An 18554-nucleotide genomic window follows, 5' to 3' on the forward strand; every position below is an offset into this window, starting at 1 on the left:
TTTTACAGGCGTATGCCCAGCACATTCACCAGGCGGTTCAAGTCGCCCTCCTCGCGGATGATTTCCGCGATCACCTCGGGCAGCGGCATGCGGCCCCAGTTGACGGCGCGGCGGATGAGGAACGGGGTCGGGCTGTGCGGCTCGATCTGCGCCAGGTATTCGGCCAGCGCCTCGAGCGTGGCGTAGGCTTCCGTGCGGTTGCGCCAGCGCGCGGCCATGGGCGCCGGGCCGGCGGCCGGCGCGGCCGCCGGTGCCGCATCGCCGCCGTCCGGCGCGGCGCAAGCGGCCAGCTCCGCTTCCGCCTCGTCCGGCACCGGGTCCAGCGCTTGCTCGTCCTGCAGTTGCAGCAGCACGCGCTGGACGGTTTCCAGCACGCCGCGCAGCTTCAGCAGCCGTGGCGCCTGTTCGCCCAGGCGCGTGTCGAGGAAGTCCGCCATGCCGTCGAGGCAATCGAGGCCGTGCGCGACGGCGGCGCCCACGCGCGCCAGCTCGCCGCCCATCTGCGCCGCCGCGAACACGATGTCGGCGCGCGTCAGCGGCGCATCCTCGCCCGCGCCCGCATCGGCGCGCTCGCCAGGCACGGGCGCCACGTCCTGCGCCGTCATGCGCTCCCAGTCGGCCAGGGTCAGCGGCGGCAGCTTGCCGCCCAGTACCAGCAGGGGCGCATGCAGGCGCACGCTCACGCTCAGCGACTCATTCAGCCACTCGAGCGGCGCCAGGCGCGCATCGGCGTCGCCGTCGTCGTCGATCAGCGGATGCACGTCCGGCCAGTAATCGCGCAGCAAGGCGTCGACCAGGCGCAGGCCGTGATACAGGCCGGCAAAGCCGCGCTGGCGCAGCCACGCCTCGGCCAGCCAGGCGGCGATCTGCACATCCTTCGAGCGCGCCGTCAACACCTCGCCGCAATGCTGTTCGATCAGCGCCCAGTCGGCGCGCTTGAGCGGGCGCTCCCATTGCCCCATCGGCAGGCTGGGGTCATCCTCCTCGCGCAGCAGGCGGATCTCCATGCAGACGGCGTCGTAGCGGGCCGACTCGCCGCACGGCGCCTCGGGCGACAGGGGGGCCAGCAAGGCGTCCAGGCGTTGCTGGTCGGCGGCGCTGAGCAGGAAATCAGGAATGGCGTGCATGGTCGTGTCTTTTCGGTTGAGCTGGCGTGTCAGGAACAGCCGCGCCAGGAAGGAGGAAGCGGGCGCCATCGTCAGGCGGCTGCATGGCGGGCCTGCGCGGCGTCGATCAGCCTGGCCACCTGCTGCGCCAGGAACTTGGCCGCCAGCGGCGAGGTACTCTTGTGCAGGTCGACCACCGAGGCGGCCGGCGGAAAGTAGATCTTGTCCGACAGCGCCACCAGCCGGCCCGTGTCGAAGCCGTCGTCCACTTCATGCAGGGCGATGACGGCATGGTCGGCGCCATCGTCGAGCAGGGCCTGGAACGGGTTCGGTCCCGCGTAGGCCGACGGCCAGCCATCGTCCACGCACGGGTGCAGGTTGTAGAAGCCATGGCGCGGGAAGCGGTGCAGGCGCGCGTCGAACTGCTGGCCGAAGGTGGCCGCGATGCACAGCTCGGGGCGCCACTCGCGCTCGTACAGGCGGTAAAACTCCTCGCTCTTCACGCGGCCCCGGTAGGCCGGCAAGCCGTGCGCGGCCGCCAGGCGCGCCACCATCGCCTCCTCGTCCGCGCTGTGCGGATACGACCAGACGCGCCGCTCGCGGCTGACAAAGCCCACGCGCGGGTCATCGGTGGCCACGCCGACCACCTCGATGCGCGGCGCCAGCGGGCCTTTCAGCAATTCGCTGAGCACGTGAAAACCCCGGTAAAAGCTGCCGAACACGGCCACCCGCACGGGCGCCCCGCCCGCATGCCCCCGGTCGGCGGCGCTCACCGCTCGCCCCTGTCGGCCTGCATACTGAGCCTGTCGGCGGCGCCGCCCGTGGCGGGCAAGGCCGCTTCCTGCCAGGCCGGCGCCTGGACCGGAAACACGGCCGGCCAGGCCAGCGGCGTGCGCTTGCCCGGCGCGCTGACGGCCAGGCGCACGAAGACGCGGGCGCGGCTGTCGGCGGCGGGCACTCTGCCCGTGGCGTCGGTATTGGCCAACGGAAACTCGAAACGCAGCAGCGGCGCACGCCCGTCGCTGCCCGGCGCCTCTTCCTCGCGATACGCGCCGATGAACGAGAACAGGGCCCACGGGTCGTCGAAACGGTAACTGACCGTGCGCTCGGCCACGGCCATGTGCGACTGGCCCGCTTCAGCCTTCGGCGTGCCCGTGCCGTCGCGCGCCAGGCGCATGGACAGCAGCACGGCCATGCCCGGCTCCCAGCGCAGCGCGCGCGGGGCCTCGTTCTGCCGCACGCTGGCGCCGCCGATGCTCAGGGTCCATTCGATGATCTTGTTGCCTTCCGCCTCGGCGCCGGGATTGGCGCGGAACTGCGCCGTCACGTCGAGGCCGCCCGCCTGGCCCTCCTCGGCCGGATACAGGGGCGCCAGCACGTCGCGCACGCGGCGCAGCTGCAGGTTGGCCTTGCGCACGGCGGCGCTGACGGCGGGCCGGCCCGGCTCGCGCTCGGCCTGCGCGCTGGCGGCGCTGGCCCGTTCATACAGCTTCATCACGGCGCCCACTTCCTCGCGGTCGGCCGGCACGGCGTCGCTGGCGCGGCCGCGCGTCCCCGCCGCGCCGGACAGCGCGACGAACGGCAGGCGCCGCCCCAGGTCGCGGTTGTAGACCTCGGCGAAACGCTCCCACTCGCCCTGGTAATGGCTGGCCGACAGTTCGCGGCAGCGCGCCAGCAAGCCGCTTTGCAGGCCATGCAGGCGCTCGGCAAACACGTCGGCGCCGCGCCGCTGCGCCATGCGCGCGCCCAGCTTGTCGGCGCAGTTGGCCAGGTCGATGTCGGCGCTGCCGTTGAGGATGAACTGTTCCACCGCCAGCAGCGAACTGGTGGGACTTTTCAGGCGGTAGCGGCGCAAATCGGCCAGGATGGCTTGCCAGCGCGCCACCAGCGGCTGGCTGGCGGCCGCGCCGGACAGCTGCGTCAGCACGCCCTCGACCTGCTTGCCGAGGATCTCGATGAATTCCTGCTGCTGCGCCAGGTAAGCGTTCAGGCCGGCCCCGTCGCCAGCCGCGAAAGCCTCGACCAGCGCACCCTTCTCGCCCTTCCAGCCCTGGAACGCGCGGTCGCGCGGCACGAACACCTCGCCCGCCGTGAACACCTCGTCCAGCCGACGCAGGCGCGACATGGCGTCGCGCGCCAGCGCCGTATCGACTTCGGCCACGGCCTGGCGCGCCCCCATCTCCTCCAGGCGGGCGCGCACGCGCAGCACGCTCGCATAGTCGGCGTCGCTGGCGGCGCTGGGCAATTCCGCCGCCGCAATCGTCAGCGCCTGCGCCAGCGCGCCATGCACGCTGCCGGCCAGGGCCTGGTCGACGAGGGCGCTGGCCGGCTGCTGCAAGCGGCTGGGCAAACGCGTGTACGGCCCCGCCTGGAACGCCTTGCGCGCCTCGGCCAGGCTGGCGGCCCGCTCCAGCTGCGCCTTGTCCCAGCGGATGGTGGCGCCGGCTGGCACGTCAGGCAGGCGCACGGGCGTCTCGGCCCGCATGTACGGCGGCGCCATCAGCGCCGACACGGCTTCATGCAAGGCCTTGCGTTCGGGCGTGAAGGCCCAGCTGGCGGTGGCGCCGGCCCAGGCCAGGCCGGGGCCGCCCGCGTCGACGGGGTTGGGCGCGGCCAGGGTGGCGTCCCAGGCCATGACGAAGCGGCCGAAGCCCTGCGTCGCCAGCTGCCGGCTGTCCTGTGCGCCCACCTTGCCCAGCAGCGAATTGGCACCGATGCGTTCGAGCATGGCGTCGTGCGCGGCGCCCAGGTTCAGGTTACTTTGATGCATCCAGCCGCCCTTGCCCACCATCAGCTGGCTTTGCTGCGCATCGAGCGCCGCGCGCAGGGTTTGCCACTGGCGCAGCTGGGTGTCGAGGTCGCTGCTGCGCTGTGCGCCGTCGAACAGTCCGCCCGTGCTGGCGGCCACGGCCTGCTCGGCGCGCAGCAAGCCATTCTCGTCGAACAGGCGGCGGTACATGGCGCCGCTGGCCAGGTGCAGCGAACAGCGGGCCGCCTCCTGCATCGGCTCGATGGCCAGCGACGGCACGTTTTGCGCCACTTCGCGAAACAGCGCGGCCGTGCGGGCCGGCGTGCCGTTCAATTCCGTGCCCAGCAGCACGCGCACGACGAGCGCCAGGTCGTCGCCCGAGGCCGGCACGGAACTGGGGCCCTTCAGGCGCAGCATGGCGCTGACGACGCGGTCCAGTTCATCCATGCGCGCCAGGTATTGCAGCATCGCCAGGTAGTGCGGCAAGTCTTCCAGGTTCAGCGCGCTGGGCGCCGGCACGCCCGCCTGCTCATGCCAGCGCGCCGGCAAGGTGCACTGGGCGCCCGCGATCAGGCTGCCCGTGGCCGGGTCGCGCGGCACGCCCGTCAGCTGGCTCAGCTGCGCGAAGGCGGCACGCCTCAGCGCTTCGAAGGCGTTGTCGGCGAAGCCCTGCTCCAGGCGCTGCTGCACGCGGTCGTGCAAGTCGTCGAAGATGGGCCAGGAACCGGGCATGAAAAGGGAGCTGAAATGCGCCTCGCCCAGCTGTTCGATGTTGAGCAAGGCGTCGACGGCGCGCTGCTGGCTGCGCTGGGCATTGGGAGCGCCGCCGGCGGCCGCCGTCCAGCCGGCCGCCGCGCGGCCACTTTGCAGGCTGGCGCGGTCGTCGCCGTTCAGCGCATCGAGATAGACGATCATTTCGCCGGCCAGCCGGTGCAGCTGGAAGCTCGAAACAATCAGGCCCAGCGCCCACAGGGCCGGCAACAGCAGCGCCGACCAGTAGGCCAGGCGGCCGACGGCCGGCCGGCGCATACGCTGCGACGACGCCTGCACCAGGCCCACTTCGGCAAAGATCTTGCGTTCGAAGATATCGCGCAAAAAGACGGGCATGCCGTCCTGCGGCGCCGCGACGGCCGCGTCCTGCGCCCCCGCGCCGGCCAGCGCCAGCTGCGTGTGCTCCGCCCCGTCTGTCAATGCGGGCGCCGCGGTCGCGCCGGCTGTGGCGGCCAGCAGCGCGGCTTCGTCGCTGCAGTCGCCCGTCAGGTAGATGCCGCGCAGCAGGAAGGGCTCGTGATAGGCGCTGGGCCGCATCAGCTCCTCGCAAAACACCTTCAGGCCTGCGCGCAGCCGCTCCACCTCGCTGGGCAGGAGGAAATACGCGCGGCTGTCGGCGTCGGCCTGCTCCAGCGCGCACAGTTCGGCGCAGCTGTCGGCCACGGCGCCGACGATCTGGTCCATCGCCGCGTCAACCCACTGCACGCGAAACGGCGCCACCAGTTCATATGGCGATGCCCAGCCCAGGATGGAACGGCGCATCGGCTCGGGCAAGGCCACGCCGAACGTGGAAAAGCCCGGCAGCACCTCGCACTCGGTCACCACCAGGTGGATGGGAAAGCGCAGCGCCAGACGGTTCTGCGCCAGCCACAGGCGCCGGTGGATGGCCTTGGCGCGCGCCACCAGTTCCAGCTGGCCCTGCGGATCGCTGGCCAACAGGGCCGCGCACGGCATGGCCAGCACGATGCCGTCGAAGGGCCGCTGCGGCCGGTAGGCGCGGCACAGTCCCAGGAAATCGTCCCAGATGCCGTTGCTGGCGGCGCTGTCGGGATCGGGCGAGCCCAGGTACTCGGACTGCAGCTGCACCACCACGCCCTTGTCGAAGAAATTCCAGGCGATGCCCTGGGCGGCCGCCGTCAGGCTGCTGTCGGCGCTCAGCGCGCTGGACAGGCCGGACTGCGCCAGCGGCACGGCGCGGCCCGTGCTTTCATTGAGCAGCAAGGTCCACGACAGGTTGTAGCGCTCGGCGCGCTCGGCCAGATTGGCTTCGATCAGCTCGATCGCATGGCGGAAGGACAGGCGCAGCGATTCGGAGCCCAGCAGGCGCAGCTTGCTGCCCGCATTCGCCGTGGCGGCCTGGCCGCCGCTGCGCAGCGCCGCGCTGATGACGACGGCCAGCAGCACCAGCACCAGCAGGGTCACCAGCAGCAGCACGGCGATGGCCAGGTTATCGGAGAGGAAGTTCAGCATGGCGCCACCTCGCCCTGCGCGACAGCTTGCAGCGCCAGCGGCGGCGCGGGCCGCAAGTGCACGATGGCCGGCGAGACAGGCGCGCTGAGGGCCTTGCGCACGGGCCACGATTGCCATAGCCACAACACTTCCGATATCCCCAGCAGTATCAGCAGCACCAGCACCAGGATGGCGCCGCGCCGGCTCAGCCGGGACAGGCGCCGCCCGCCGCTGTACGACAGGGTGCTCGCATACGGCTGCTCGGTGAGGACGGCGTCGCGCGCGCGCATGTCGGGCGCGCGCTGGTAGACGAACTGGAACAGCTCGCGCCGGTAGTCGGCGATCTGCGCCAGGCCCGCGCCGTCGCGGTAGCGGCCCTGGAAGCCCAGCGACAGCAGGTACAGGTACAGCCGCGCCACGGCCCGGCGCGCCGGTTCGCGCTCGCGCAGCAGCTGGTCGATATCGGCGAACACCTGCTGGCCGGCGTGGCCGGAATTGAACAGCGTCGCTTCGAGCAGCACGTGGCGCCAGTGCGTGCGCCCGGCCCAGTCCGTGTGCAGCAGCACTTCGTCGGCCAGGGCCGCCTTCAGGAAGCGTCCCTGCAATTCCGCCTCGGCGCCCGCCTTGCCGCCCTGCCGCCCCGCCTCCAGGGTTTGCAGCTCGATCAGCTGGCTCAGCTTGCGGCTCAGCGCTTCCGCGCCGGCGCGGCCATCCGCCTCGCCCAGGGCCGCGCCCTCGGCAACGGACTGGTTGAGCAGCGCCACGAAGGCGCGGAACTGGACGCTGGCAAGGTCGTTGCCATCGCCGCCGAGAGGGCGCGCGGCGCCTGCCGCCGCGCCGCTGGCGCCGTGCGCGCCATGGACAGTATCCTGGAGTGTCATGCTTCAGCCTTTGATGAACAAAACGACTTCCTGCGGGCGCTGTGCCTGCAGGTGTTCGTTGATGTTGCTAATGAGCAAATCCTGGCCGGCGACGATGAACTGGTCGGTGACCTCGATGGCGAACAGGCTGCAGCCCTGGCTGCCGCGCAAGCCCAGTTCCGGCGCGCCGTCGATGGGGCCGCGCGTCGCGCCCAGCACGCGGCGGTCGCCCAGCGACGCCGACACCGTGCGCGAGCCGATCACGGCGCCCGCCATCCACGCCGCCAGTTCGCGCTCGCGCTGGCCGCGCAAGCCCACCACCAGGCGCGTGCCCTGCCCGCCCAGCCATTCCGGGCGCAGCGGCAGGGAAAACACCTGGCCGTTCAAGTTGAAGGTGCAGGTCTTCCATTCCTGGCTCACTTCGCCGACCAGGTCCAGCAGGTTGCCCAGCACGCTGTCGAAAGCCGCATAGCTGTCGCCATGCACGTAGGCGGGCGGCGCCAGCGGCACGGCGCCGGGGCGCAGCGCCGACAAGGGACCGAGCTGGGCGCACAGGGCCAGGTACAGCGGCAGCGGCTGCACCGGCCCCGCATCGAGCGCCGCTTCCAGCAGCGGCAGGTGCAGGGTCAGGCTGGACAGGCGCGCCCGCTGTTCCAGCATGGCCAGCCGGTCTTCCAGCCGCGACGAGCCCGTGGCCGTCTGGCGCGCGAGGAAGACGGCCTTGTTGCGCATCAGCGCGGCCAGCGCCTGCGCGCGCTGCAAAATGGCCGAGGCGGCGGGCACCTCGAGCTGGGCCGGCCAGAAGGCGCAGCGGCGCACGCTTTCGTTTTCCTTGCGCAAGATCATCAGCTGCAGATGCACCCAGGCCGGCCCCGGCACCTTGCCGGCCATCAGGCACAGGTTGGCGGCCATGCGCGGCACCTCGTCGGCCAGCGCTTCGGACACTTCGTCCTCGACGAGCGGGCTGTCGACGCGGCGGAACATGGCCGGCTGCCCCGGCAGGCGCAGCGAACGCGCAGTGCCGACGGCCAGGTAGACGGGCAAGTCGTGCTGCTCCATGCCGGCGGCGTACGGCGCCAGGTCCAGTTCCAGCACGTAGTCCTGCGCCTGGCCGGCGTCGTACGCCACCGCCATGCCGTTGGGCAAGATGGCTTGCAGCGCCGTGATGCGCAGCTTGCCGCTGCTCAGCCTGGCCTCGTCGATGGCCAGCACGCGCACGCCCCAGGCGGCCGGCTGGGCGGCCAGCGCCTGCCAGCCCACCAGGGCGTCCACGCGGGCGCTCTCCTGCTGGAAATGCTGCGGAGTGAGCAGCATGCCTTCATGCCACTGGATACGGTCATACAACATTGCTTCGGCCATGGCAGATGCTTCCTCGGTTAGCGGGCGGCGCCCGTCTTGATGTCGCTGGCGGCGAACCCCTGCGCGTTCAGCTGCAGCACATAGGCGCTGCTGCCGAGCAGCAAGCGCTCGCGGTGTTCGCCGGGATTGGCATAATTGGCAAAGACCAGCGCGGCCCAGACGCGCTGCTCGCCGAAGCGTTTGGCGTCCAGCTGCAGCGCCTGGCCCGGCGTGATTTCCACGGCCAGCACCGTCAGGGCTTCGGGAAAGGTGCGCTGCAAGTCGCCCTTGGCGGCAAAATAGCGGCTGGCCGGCATGGCGGCCAGGGTGTCGAGCACGGCCTTGTCCCTGACCAGCACCACGTCGACGGCCAGCGCGCTGTTGCCGTTCGCATCGTTGGCGGCCACCAGGGTCACCGTTTGCCAGTCGGGCTTGACGGGCCGCGGGTCCCCGCGCATCAGTGCCAGCGCGCCGCAGCCGGCCAGCATGCTGGCCGCCAGCAGGGCCAGCGCCAGCTGCGTCATCGCGCGGTGTGCGCCGGCCTGCGTCGATTCGGGCTTGAAAGACATGGAATATCCTGTACGTAATGAGTAAGAAAACCTTAGTAAGTCAGCATCAGCATCTTGCGCAGGCCGGCGCCCAGGCCCGCGCCAAACACCGACAGCAGGGCCGCCGCCAGCAAGCCCGCGCCGAGCCAGGCCTGGCGCCGTCCCAGCACCAGCAGCAGCGGCGCGGTCGCAGCGGCGCTGGCCGCCACCGCCTGCTGCGGCAGCGCCGCCTCGCTGCCCAGCGCGATCAGGGCGGCGGCGGCCAGGTAAGACACCAGGTTGCGTGCGCCCTCGCACAGCACTTCGAGCATCAGCAGCACGGGCAGCATGGCGTCCAGCGGCAAGCCCAGCGACGCCTGCAGCACGCCGGCCCACAGCACCGCCTTCACGCCGGGCACGCCGATAGCCCACAGTGCCGTCCAGGCAGCCAGAAAACCGATCAGGAGAATGTCCGCCGCGCCCGGCGGCTGGCCGTACACATTCGCCACGAAAACGGCCAGCACGGCGAAAAACAGCGCCTCGCCCGTCTTGATGAAGACGGGGCAGATCGAGGCCATCAGCTCCACCACGCCGCGGCTGAAACCGAGGCGCACGCTGAGCGCCTCGATGAATTCGGGCAGCGCCGCCGCGCCGACTGGCGCGAACAGGCAGACGGTGACGGGCTCGCGCAGCGCCGTCAGCACCTGCCACGGGTGCGTCTTCAGGCGCCAGGCCAGCAGCCCCACCACCAGCGCGCAGCACAGCAGCACGCTGCCGTACCAGGTGAGCAGGAAGCCCGTCAGCAGGCCGATCGACTCGCCGCCCGCGCTGCTGGTGGCGGCCGCGGCGAGGATGAAGGCCGTCAGCGGCAAGCCGATATTCACGGAGCGGATGGCCAGCTCCATGCCGCGGTACACGGCTTCGAGGATGCTGCTCAGCTGATTGCTGGCCTCCGGGCGCTGCACGGCCACGGCGGCGCCGAACAGCAGCACGCCGATCAGCACCGACGGCGCCGAGCCGAACGCCATCACGGCATACAGGTTGCGCGGCACCAGCGGCGGCGCCGCCACCGCGCCCGCCGCCGCCTCCTCGGCATGCAGGCTGACCACGGGCGGCGCCTCGGCGCGCATGGCCAGCCGGCCCAGCGACGCTTCCTGGCCCGCATCGAGGCCGGCGCCGGCCGCGCCCAGGCTGGCCAGCACGGCGCCGCCCAGGGCGCACAGCAGCATGAGCAGCAGTCCCAGCAGCGCCAGCACGCCGAGGCGGCGCCACTGCTCGCCGGCGGCCGCCATCCGTTGCAAGCCGAAATACACGGCCAGCACGAGGAAGGGCAAGGCCGCCACCTGGATCAGCGACAGATAGATGGTCGACAGGGCGGCAAACAGGGGTGCGCCCTGCGGCCACAGCATGCCGACCCAGGCGCCCAGCATCACCGCGCCAAGCAAGGTGGCGGGCTGGTGCAGGATGTCGCGCAGCAGCTTCATGGCTGCAGGGTCACGGGACGCGCGCAGATCAGCGACACGGCCGCGCAGTTGGCGATGACGGTAAGCGCCGTGCGGGCCATGGCGCAGACGGGATCGACCGCCACGAACAGCACGAAGGCCGCCTCGAACGGCAGCGACAGGCTGGCGCACACCACGCCCATCAGCGACACCGTCACGACGCCGGCCATGCCGGACGAGGCAAAGCCCGTCAGCGCGGACAGCCCGGCCAGCAGGGCCAGGTCGGACGCCGACAGCGTGCGGCCGTACAGGGCGGCGATGAACATGCTGCCGCAGACGAAATACGCGACCGGTCCGGCGCGCAGCAGGGCCACGCTGAGCGGCACCAGCAGTTCCACGCGCGAGCGGGCAAAGCCCAGGCGCCCCACCAGCGCATTGACCATGGCCGGCATGCAGGCGGCGCTGTTGTTGGTCGCCACGCCCAGCGCGAACGGTTCGCGCATGGCCTTCATCACCGCACGCGCACCGACCCCGGCGCGGTGGCGCACGACGGCCATGGCCACGCCGACCAGCAGTACGCTGACGGCCAGGAAGCCGCCGACGAAACCGGCCATGGCCGCCATCGGCGCCAGGCCCGTGCGCGCCACCTGGCCGGCCGCCATGCACACGAGGATCAGCGGCAGCGGCAGGTTGATCCAGCCGGTCAGGGTCTGGCACGCCTTGTAGACGGTTTCCAGCGCATCCTGCAAGCCCGTCGAGATGCGGCTCGGCACCTGGCCCACGGCAAAACCGAACAGCAGCGCGAAGACCAGCGCCTTGAGCGTTTCGCCATTCGCCAGCGCGGCGAAGATATTCGACGGGATCAGGGTGCGCAGTATCTCTTGCGCGCTGGCCGAGGCCGGCGCCGGCTCCGGCGTCAGCAGGGCCATGGCCGTGTTGCTGCCATCGGCATCGCCGCCGACGATATGCCCGAGCGCGGCGCGCGTGCCCTCGGACATGCCGCCGCCCGGATGCAGCAGCCAGGTGGCGACGGTGGCCAGCACGGCCGCGGCCAGCGCCAGCAGCACGAACACCACCACCACGCGCTGCACGATCTTGCCGGCCCCGCCCTCGCGGTACAGGTTTTGCAGGCTCAGCACCACCGCCGACATCATGAACGGCAGCACCACCATCGTCAGCAGGTCGACGTAGACGACGCCGACCAGGCCCAGCGGACGCGCCACGCCGGGCGCCGCCCAGCCGATGCTCGCGCCCAGCAGCACGCAGGCCAGCACCATGAAGGGATTGATGGCCAGCGCGCGGAAGCGGCGCAAGACGGCGCCCGGCTGCGGCGCGGGCACGGCGGCCACGGTGTCGATGTCGGCATTCACGGGGGTATGCATGGTCTACCTCGCCAGTTTCAGAGCGCTGGCCACGCTGGGCTTGTCGGCGCGCGTGCCGATCACCTCGTTGACCAGGGACAATAATGTCGTGTCGCGCACGCCCACCATCACGCTCAGCACGGATTGCGCATCGCTGAAGGTCACCGTGCGCAGGGTCAGGGCCAGGCGCGGATCGCGCTCGAGCACGGCGCGCACCTCGAGCTCGTCGCGGTAGGCGCCGGCCACCTCGCCGCGGCTGACGGCATCCACCAGCGCCGGCCAGGTGGGATACGGCTTCACGGTCGCCTGCGGGAAATGCCGGCGCGCGTATTCCTCCCACGAAGTGTGGGCGATGACGCCGATCTGGCCCTTGAAGTCGCGCATCACCTGCTTCAGCGGGCGCTCGCCGGCCATTTCCGCGAAGCGCACGCGGTTGATCAGCATGGCGTGGCCCAGCAGCATGTACGGCGTCGAGAACAGCACCATCTGGCTGCGCCGGAGCGTGCGCCCCAGGCGGCCGATGGCGATATCGGCCTGGCCGACGCCGACCAGCTCGACCACGCCGTCGATGCTGGCGCCGCTGCGGTCGAAACGCACGGGCACGCCCAGCTCCTTGCCGATGCTGCGCGCCAGATCGACGTCAATGCCGCTCAGCACGCCATTTTTCTCCGTGTAGAACGGCGGGCTGTCGGCCTTGAACATGGCCACCACCAGTTCGCCGCGCGCGACGATGCGGGCGATGTCGGGCGCCATCAGGCGGCCATCGGCGCCGCGCACGAGGGGCGAGCCGGCCGGCAGCGGCGGCAGGCCGTCCGTGGCCAGCGCGGGCGCGCAGGCGTAGGCCAGCGCCAGCGCCAGGGCGCGGCAGCAGTGTCGCAGGCGCATCATGGCGCCTCCCCTGCCGGCGCGGCAGCCGCCACCGGCGGCGCGACCGCCACGGCCGCTGGCGTTGCAGCGGCGGCGCCATGGCCGCGCGCGACGCCATGGCCGCGTGCGACGCCCGGCGCTTCCCCGGCGGCCAGCCTCTGGCCCAGCTGGAAACCCAGCGCGAACAGCAGCACCAGCAGGGCCACCACCGCAAAAAACCCGACGGCCACCAGGCGCGGGGTAAGGCTTAATCGGTATTCCATCGGCTCACTCGGCAAAGTCAAGGTTCATCGGATGTATCGGACGTTCAAGGCACGGCCACGGTCATCTGGCCCGGCATGCAGATTTCAATCACGCCGCCGAACATGCACATCAGCTTGGAAGCGTTGTTCAGGGTCGGCATATTGCCCAGCAAGACCGTGGGCGAACCGGGCACCCACGGCGCAGTGGTCATGGGAATGCACGGCATGGGCACCAGCACGCCCAGCGCCGCCGCCGTGGCCGCTGCCACCTGCGGGTTGGCCATCGACATGCACATGCCGAAGGGCAGGATGTTGACCATGGGCTTGTTGTCCATGATGTTGGCGTCCGGCATGATCGTCATCACCTTGTTCAACGGCAGCACCATCAGCGTGCCGGGCGCCATGCCGAACGAGCATTTCAGCATCGCCCCGGCGCAGACTTGTTGTCCCATCAGTCCCCCCTTAGCAGTTTTTTCAGGCGTTCGAACAGGGCCGGCGCCGCCTCGGCATTGCCCTGGCGCCTGCCCTGCGCATCGAAGCGGGCCGGCGCCGCCAGCGGCACGCCTTCGCGGTAAATCACTTCTTCCATCAGCGCGCCGCCGGGCCAGTAGCGGCGCAGCGGCCCATGCAGCAGGTTGGCGCGGTAGGTGCAGCGCTGCAGCACCTGGCCTTCGGCGTCGTAATCGGCGCTCTCGCCTTCGAGCAGGCCGGCGCGGTACCAGGCGCTGCGCACCTGGCGTCCCTCGTGGTAGAACAGGGCCTGGCCGTCGAGCTGACCGTCGGCCAGCTGCAGCCGCGCCGTCATCTGGCCCGCCTCGTCGAACGACAGCGACGGTCCGCTGGCGACGCCGCCCGACATGGTCTGCGCGGCGATCCGGCGGCCGTGGAGGAAGGTTTCGATCAGGCCGTGCGCCAGGCCGTGCTGGAAGGCGCTGCGCTGCACCACCACGCCATCGTCGCCATACAGGGCCACCGTGCCGTGCAGCTTGCCATCCTGGAAATGCGCCGTCATCGCCGGCTGGCCGCCCGGCCCGTACTGTTCCAGCGGGCCGTGCAGCACGCCGCCCGCCATGGTGCTGCGCAACAGCAGGATGCCGGCATCGTCGTGCTCCTCCACCACGCGGCTTTCGCGCACGGCGGCGGGGGGAGCGGCGGCGGTTGAAAAGTCGCTCGTCATCTAGTTCACCTTCGCCATGGCGCCCTTGAGCGTGAGCATGGCGCCCGCTTCCACCGTCTGCGTGGCGTCGGCCTTGCTGTTGATGACGGGCGCCTTGTGGTCGATCTGCACGCCCGCCTTGGTACTGAGCTTGGTGCCCGCCTCGCAGGCCAGCTCCGTGCCGGCCTTGTTGCTCAGCGCGGTGCCGGCCTTGGCCGCCAGCGTGGTGCCCGCTTCCAGCGCGACGGCGCCGTCCGAGACGATCTTGATGGCGCCCTTCACCGTGATGCTCAGGCTGCCGTCGATGGTCAGCGCATAGTCGCCCTTCACCGTGTGCTTGAACGCCGCCTCGTTGGCGTGCGTCTCGGCGCCCGTCACGGTCACGCCGCGCGTGCCGGCCACCGTGTGCGTTTCCTTGCCCTTCTTGACGTCGACCGTGCGGTCGCCCTCGTCCAGGGTATGGATTTCGGCGCCCTTTTTGACGGTCGTCGTCAGCGCATTCTCGATTTCCGTCAGCATGTCCTTCTGCGCGTGCAGGTACAGCTGCTCGGCGTCCTTCTTGTCTTCGAAGCGCAATTCGTTGCCGGCGCTGCCCTGCTTCGACGACAGCGTGCGCAGGATGGACTGCGTCTGGTTGGCGGGCAAGGTGGCCGGCGTGACGTTCGTGCCGTTGTAGACGCTGCCCGTTACCAGCGGCCGGTCCGGGTCGCCGTTCATGTAGCTGATCACCACTTCGTGCCCCACGCGCGGCAGGAAGAAGGCGCCCACGCCCTTGCCCGCCGTCGCCTGCGCCACGCGTATCCACGGCGCGCGCTTGTCGTCGGCGGCGTCGCGGTCCCAGGGAAAGCGCACCTTGACGCGGCCATGCTTGTCGGTCCAGATTTCCTCGCCGGCCGGCCCCACGACCTTCGCCGTTTCGCAGCCGGCCGCGCGCGGACGCGTCGTCACCACGGGCGCGCGGAACGGCACGGCGGCGGGAAAGGCTTCGAAACAGTTGCTGTAGCCCTCGCTGTTCGCCGTATGCTGCACGCGGCGCAGCACGAAGCTGGCGTTCAGCGCCGCCACGAAATGGCCGGACAGCGCAAAGCGCGTGCCGGCCGCGAACGGATAGCAATAGCTGTCGCCGCGCAGCACCTCGGCCGTGGCCTGGTCCGCCTCCACGCGCAGCTGGGCCAGCGCCTTGGCGGCGGCCACCGTCGGATGGCCGCTGGCAAACTCATAGCTCTTGCCCTTGCCGCCCGTGGCCGCGAAGCTGCCTTCGAGCGAGGTGTCCGGCGTGACGAAGTCATAGTCGTTGACGGTCATCTGCTGCAGCGCGATGCGGTGCTCGCTGGCGAAGCGCGTCACCGTGTCGGCGGGCCGCTGCATGCCCGTGTCGGGCCAGAAGCGGGCCGTGGCCGCGCCCGCGCAATCGGCGCAATGGGCCGGCGCGTCGGCCAGCACCATGGTGTGGCCGCTGCTGCTGAAGGTGAAGAAATAGAAGATGCCGGCCTGCTCCATCAGGCGCGAAATGAAGTCGAACGCCGTCTCGTCGTACTGCACGCAATACTCGCGCGCGGCATACGTGCCCGCCAGCTTGGAATCGAAGGCGATGCCAAAGCTCGTCAGCACGGCCTTGATGACGGCGTCCACGCCCTGGTTGGGGAAGATCTTGCGGTCGCGCGACAGGGTCAGCAGCCACAGGGCCGGCGCCAGTTCCGCCTCGTAGGCGGCGAAATCGCGGTCCTGGCCGCTCTGGATGAAGCGCGTGACGATGCCGCTGACGTAGCGCGACGGGCCGTCGGGCAGCGCGATGGTCACCGTCATGTCCTTGCCCACGACGGCTGCGGCGCTGAGGCTGGTGCTGGGCGAGCGCATGTGCAGGTGGAAGCGGAACAGCTCGGACAGCCCCTCGCTGCCCGTCATGCTGTCGAGCAGCAAATCGTCGGCGCCCAGCGGCGAACTGACGCGCAGCAAGCCCGCCTGCTTGAAGTTGGCCTTCATGCAGCCCCCCGCACGGGGCTGTCCCGGAAGCCGTAGACGAACTGCTGGCCGGCGCCCATGGCCATGTGCACGGCCGAGAACGCGGAGGCCGTGGCGATGCGCTCGAGCACCAGGCCCGACAATTGCGGCAAGACCGTCTGCGTGAGGATGTAATCGATATTGCGCGCGCCGCTGTCGACTTCCGTGCAGCGCGCCGTGATGGCAGCCGTCACGGCATCGTCCCAGCTGAAGCGCGCGTGGTGGTTGGCGGCGAAGCGTTCGGCCAGGCGCGCCAGCTTCATTTCGACGATGACGCTGATTTCCGCGTCGCCCAGCGGGTAGTACGGCACCAGCACCACGCGCCCCAGGAAGGCGGGGCTGAACTGGCGCAGCAGGGCAGGACGCAATTGCGCCACCAGGGCTTCGGGGTCGGGCAGGCGCTTGCCGCGCGCATCCTGGCAGGCGCGCGTGATCACATCCTGCGCCGCGTTCGACGTCAGCAAAATCAAGGTGTGCTTGAAGTCGATGCTGACGCCCTCGCCGTCCTCCATCGTGCCCTTGTCGAAGACCTGGAAGAACAGCTCGAGCACGTCGGGATGGGCTTTTTCCATTTCATCGAGCAGCACCACGCTGTACGGACGGCGGCGCACGGCTTCCGTCAGCACGCCGCCCTTGCCGTAGCCGACATAGCCGGGCGGCGCGCCCTTCAGGCTCGAAATCGTGTGCGCTTCCTGGAATTCCGACATATTAATCGTGATCATGTTGCGCTCGCCGCCATACAGCATGTCGGCCAGCGCGCACGCCGTTTCCGTCTTGCCCACGCCGCTGGGACCCACCAGCATGAACACGCCGACGGGCTTGCCCGGATCGTCCAGCTCGGCGCGGAAGGTGCGCACGCGGCGCGCGATGGCGTCCAGCGCCTGGTCCTGCCCCACCACGCGCTCGCACAGGCGCTCGTGCAATTGCAGCACCGTGTGCACCTCGTCGGCCAGCATCTTGCCGACGGGTATGCCGGTCCAGCCCGAGATGACGCCCGCCACCATGGACGAATCGACGCAGACGGGCACCATGGCTTCTTCGTCCTGGATCGCTTCGAGTCCCTTTTGCAGGCGCTGCAGCTGGGCCGCCTGCGCCGCATGTTCGTCGGCTTCGGCACCGGTATCGCCGCCGGCGTCGGCCCCGCCCACGCGCGCGGCGATCGTGCGCCGCAGGGCCAGGATTTCCTCCACGGCGCGGCGTTCTTCCGCCAGCTTGGCCACCAGGGCCGCGTGGCGCTCGCTCATGCGCGCCAGGCTGGCCGCCTGCCGTTCGCCTTCGGCCGCGTCGCCCTCGCCGCGCCCCAGCTGCTGGCGCACGATGCGCAAGCCTTCCGTGGCCTGCACCATGTCGTATTCGAGCGCCTCGAGCTGCGGCGGCGTGCCGGCCAGCGCGATGGCCACGCGCGCGCACGCCGTGTCGAGCACGCTGATGGCCTTGTCCGGCAGCTGGCGTCCCGTGATGTAGCGCTGCGACAGGCGCACGGCGTCGCGCACGGCTTCGTCGAGGATTTCCACCTGGTGGTGGCGCTCGAGGGTGGCCACCATGCCGCGCAACATGCCGATGGCCGCTTCCGGCGTCGGCTCTTCCACCTTCACCACCTGGAAGCGGCGCGCCAGGGCCGGGTCGCGCTCGACGTGCTTCTTGTACTCGGCCCAGGTGGTGGCGGCGATGGTGCGCAGTTCGCCGCGCGCCAGCGCCGGTTTCAGCAGGTTGGCGGCGTCGCCCTGCCCTTCGCTGCCGCCCGCGCCGATCAGCTGGTGCGCCTCGTCGATGAAAAGGATGACGGGCGTGGCGGCCGCGCGCACTTCGGCGATCACGGATTTCAGCCGCTGCTCGTACTCGCCGCGCACACCGGCGCCCGCCTGCAGCAGTGCCAGGTCCAGCGAGCAGACGCGTACGTCGGCCAGCACGGCCGGCACGCTGCCTTCGGCCACGCGCAAGGCAAACCCTTCCACCACGGCCGTCTTGCCGACGCCCGCCTCGCCGGTGAGGATGGGATTGTTCTGGCGGCGGCGCAGCAGAATGTCGATGATCTGGCGGATTTCCGCATTCCGGCCGCGCACGGGGTCGATGCGCCCGGCGCGCGCCTGCGCCGTCATGTCCACCGTGTACAGATCCAGCGCCGGCGTGCCGTTCGCCCCGCCGCCGGCGCTGCCGGGCATGGCGGGCGCCAGCGGCGCGCCCGGCGCGGCGCCGGCGGGACCGGCGTCCTCGCTGGAGCCGGCCAGCAGCGACGCCAGCTGCGCCTTCAGCGATTCGCGCGGTATCGTCAGCAACGCCGGCGCCGTCTCGATCAGCATGCCGCGCAGGCTGTCCAGTTCCAGCAGGGACAGCAGGACGGTGCCGGAGCGGATCTGCTGGCTGCCCAGCAGCATGGAACTGGTGAGCCAGGCCTCGCGCAGCAGCGGCACGAAATGCGGCGACATGGCCGGCGTGCGGCTGTTGCCGCGCTTGAAGCCATCGATGCAAGCCTGCACCTGCGTGCGCACGGCGTCCGCATCGACGCCGAAGTGCGCCAGCAGCAAGACCCAGTCGGGAGCGCCCGCGTCGAGCAGCGCCAGCAGCAGGTGTTCGACTTCCACATTGAAGTGCGTCTGCTTGACGCACAGTTCCGCCGCACCGCCCATGGCCCGCTTGCACTCGGGATTGAGGTGGGACAGCAAGGTGCGGATATCGATTTCCATG

At 70.6% G+C, this 18554-nt stretch carries 14 protein-coding genes; all 14 read right to left on the reverse strand.

Annotated features, from left to right (window positions below; genetic code table 11):
* Positions 1 to 2: 2 nt before the first annotated feature.
* The 14 genes from tssA to tssH all read right to left on the reverse strand — a co-directional run bounded on the left by tssA (position 3) and on the right by tssH (position 18553).
* Positions 3 to 1127 carry a type VI secretion system protein TssA gene (gene tssA / locus YQ44_RS13960; RefSeq protein WP_071326495.1) on the reverse strand — a complete coding sequence of 375 codons (1125 nt, stop codon included), beginning with the start codon at positions 1125 to 1127 and terminating at the stop codon, positions 3 to 5.
* A gap of 71 nt (positions 1128 to 1198) precedes the next feature.
* Positions 1199 to 1879 carry a formyltransferase family protein gene (locus YQ44_RS13965; protein WP_232251286.1) on the reverse strand — a complete coding sequence of 227 codons (681 nt, stop codon included), beginning with the start codon at positions 1877 to 1879 and terminating at the stop codon, positions 1199 to 1201.
* Entirely contained in the window at positions 1876 to 6096 is a 4221-nt protein-coding gene (locus YQ44_RS13970) for a type VI secretion system protein (RefSeq protein ID WP_071323899.1), read from the reverse strand. Before YQ44_RS13970 ends, YQ44_RS13965 begins: the two co-directional genes overlap by 4 nt.
* Entirely contained in the window at positions 6090 to 6956 is an 867-nt protein-coding gene (locus YQ44_RS13975) for a DotU family type IV/VI secretion system protein (protein ID WP_083411838.1), read from the reverse strand. The genes YQ44_RS13970 and YQ44_RS13975 overlap by 7 nt, the downstream gene beginning before the upstream one ends.
* Before the next feature lie 3 nt (positions 6957 to 6959).
* Positions 6960 to 8294 carry a type VI secretion system baseplate subunit TssK gene (tssK, locus tag YQ44_RS13980; RefSeq protein WP_083411839.1) on the reverse strand — a complete coding sequence of 445 codons (1335 nt, stop codon included), beginning with the start codon at positions 8292 to 8294 and terminating at the stop codon, positions 6960 to 6962.
* Between the two features lie 17 nt (positions 8295 to 8311).
* Positions 8312 to 8842 (reverse strand): hypothetical protein, encoded by a 531-nt coding sequence (locus tag YQ44_RS13985; protein ID WP_232251287.1) that lies wholly within the window; start codon positions 8840 to 8842, stop codon positions 8312 to 8314.
* Between the two features lie 32 nt (positions 8843 to 8874).
* The gene (locus YQ44_RS13990) at positions 8875 to 10284 is read right to left on the reverse strand and encodes a cation:dicarboxylate symporter family transporter (RefSeq protein ID WP_071323900.1); all 1410 of its coding nucleotides are present in this window, start codon (positions 10282 to 10284) and stop codon (positions 8875 to 8877) included.
* A complete protein-coding gene (locus YQ44_RS13995) occupies positions 10281 to 11624 on the reverse strand; it encodes a dicarboxylate/amino acid:cation symporter (protein ID WP_198043670.1) in 1344 nt (447 codons plus the stop codon). The genes YQ44_RS13990 and YQ44_RS13995 overlap by 4 nt, the downstream gene beginning before the upstream one ends.
* Positions 11625 to 11627: 3 nt before the next feature.
* Positions 11628 to 12491: a substrate-binding periplasmic protein gene (locus YQ44_RS14000; RefSeq protein WP_071323901.1), complete on the reverse strand. Its 864-nt coding sequence runs from the start codon at positions 12489 to 12491 to the stop codon at positions 11628 to 11630.
* On the reverse strand, positions 12488 to 12733 hold the full coding sequence (locus YQ44_RS14005; protein WP_156894834.1) for a hypothetical protein: 246 nt from the start codon (positions 12731 to 12733) through the stop codon (positions 12488 to 12490). Before YQ44_RS14005 ends, YQ44_RS14000 begins: the two co-directional genes overlap by 4 nt.
* 44 nt (positions 12734 to 12777) lie before the next feature.
* Entirely contained in the window at positions 12778 to 13164 is a 387-nt protein-coding gene (locus tag YQ44_RS14010; protein ID WP_071323903.1) for a DUF4280 domain-containing protein, read from the reverse strand.
* On the reverse strand, positions 13164 to 13889 hold the full coding sequence (locus YQ44_RS14015) for a toxin-antitoxin system YwqK family antitoxin (RefSeq protein ID WP_071323904.1): 726 nt from the start codon (positions 13887 to 13889) through the stop codon (positions 13164 to 13166). The genes YQ44_RS14010 and YQ44_RS14015 overlap by 1 nt, the downstream gene beginning before the upstream one ends.
* The gene (locus YQ44_RS14020) at positions 13890 to 15851 is read right to left on the reverse strand and encodes a type VI secretion system Vgr family protein (RefSeq protein WP_071323905.1); all 1962 of its coding nucleotides are present in this window, start codon (positions 15849 to 15851) and stop codon (positions 13890 to 13892) included.
* Entirely contained in the window at positions 15848 to 18553 is a 2706-nt protein-coding gene (tssH, locus tag YQ44_RS14025) for a type VI secretion system ATPase TssH (protein ID WP_071323906.1), read from the reverse strand. Before tssH ends, YQ44_RS14020 begins: the two co-directional genes overlap by 4 nt.
* Position 18554: the final 1 nt, after the last annotated feature.

Source organism: Janthinobacterium sp. 1_2014MBL_MicDiv, assembly GCF_001865675.1.
In the GTDB taxonomy this organism is placed as follows: domain Bacteria; phylum Pseudomonadota; class Gammaproteobacteria; order Burkholderiales; family Burkholderiaceae_D; genus Janthinobacterium.

Coding starts and splice junctions, on each gene's coding strand:
- YQ44_RS14020 (WP_071323905.1), bottom strand. CDS start 15,851: ATGAAGGCCAACTTCAAGCAGGCGGGCTTGCTGCGCGTCAGTTCGCCG.
- tssA (WP_071326495.1), bottom strand. CDS start 1,127: ATGCACGCCATTCCTGATTTCCTGCTCAGCGCCGCCGACCAGCAACGC.
- YQ44_RS14005 (WP_156894834.1), bottom strand. CDS start 12,733: ATGGAATACCGATTAAGCCTTACCCCGCGCCTGGTGGCCGTCGGGTTT.
- YQ44_RS13990 (WP_071323900.1), bottom strand. CDS start 10,284: ATGAAGCTGCTGCGCGACATCCTGCACCAGCCCGCCACCTTGCTTGGC.
- YQ44_RS13985 (WP_232251287.1), bottom strand. CDS start 8,842: ATGTCTTTCAAGCCCGAATCGACGCAGGCCGGCGCACACCGCGCGATG.
- YQ44_RS13970 (WP_071323899.1), bottom strand. CDS start 6,096: ATGCTGAACTTCCTCTCCGATAACCTGGCCATCGCCGTGCTGCTGCTG.
- tssH (WP_071323906.1), bottom strand. CDS start 18,553: ATGGAAATCGATATCCGCACCTTGCTGTCCCACCTCAATCCCGAGTGC.
- YQ44_RS13995 (WP_198043670.1), bottom strand. CDS start 11,624: ATGCATACCCCCGTGAATGCCGACATCGACACCGTGGCCGCCGTGCCC.
- YQ44_RS14000 (WP_071323901.1), bottom strand. CDS start 12,491: ATGATGCGCCTGCGACACTGCTGCCGCGCCCTGGCGCTGGCGCTGGCC.
- YQ44_RS14010 (WP_071323903.1), bottom strand. CDS start 13,164: ATGGGACAACAAGTCTGCGCCGGGGCGATGCTGAAATGCTCGTTCGGC.
- YQ44_RS14015 (WP_071323904.1), bottom strand. CDS start 13,889: ATGACGAGCGACTTTTCAACCGCCGCCGCTCCCCCCGCCGCCGTGCGC.
- tssK (WP_083411839.1), bottom strand. CDS start 8,294: ATGGCCGAAGCAATGTTGTATGACCGTATCCAGTGGCATGAAGGCATG.
- YQ44_RS13975 (WP_083411838.1), bottom strand. CDS start 6,956: ATGACACTCCAGGATACTGTCCATGGCGCGCACGGCGCCAGCGGCGCG.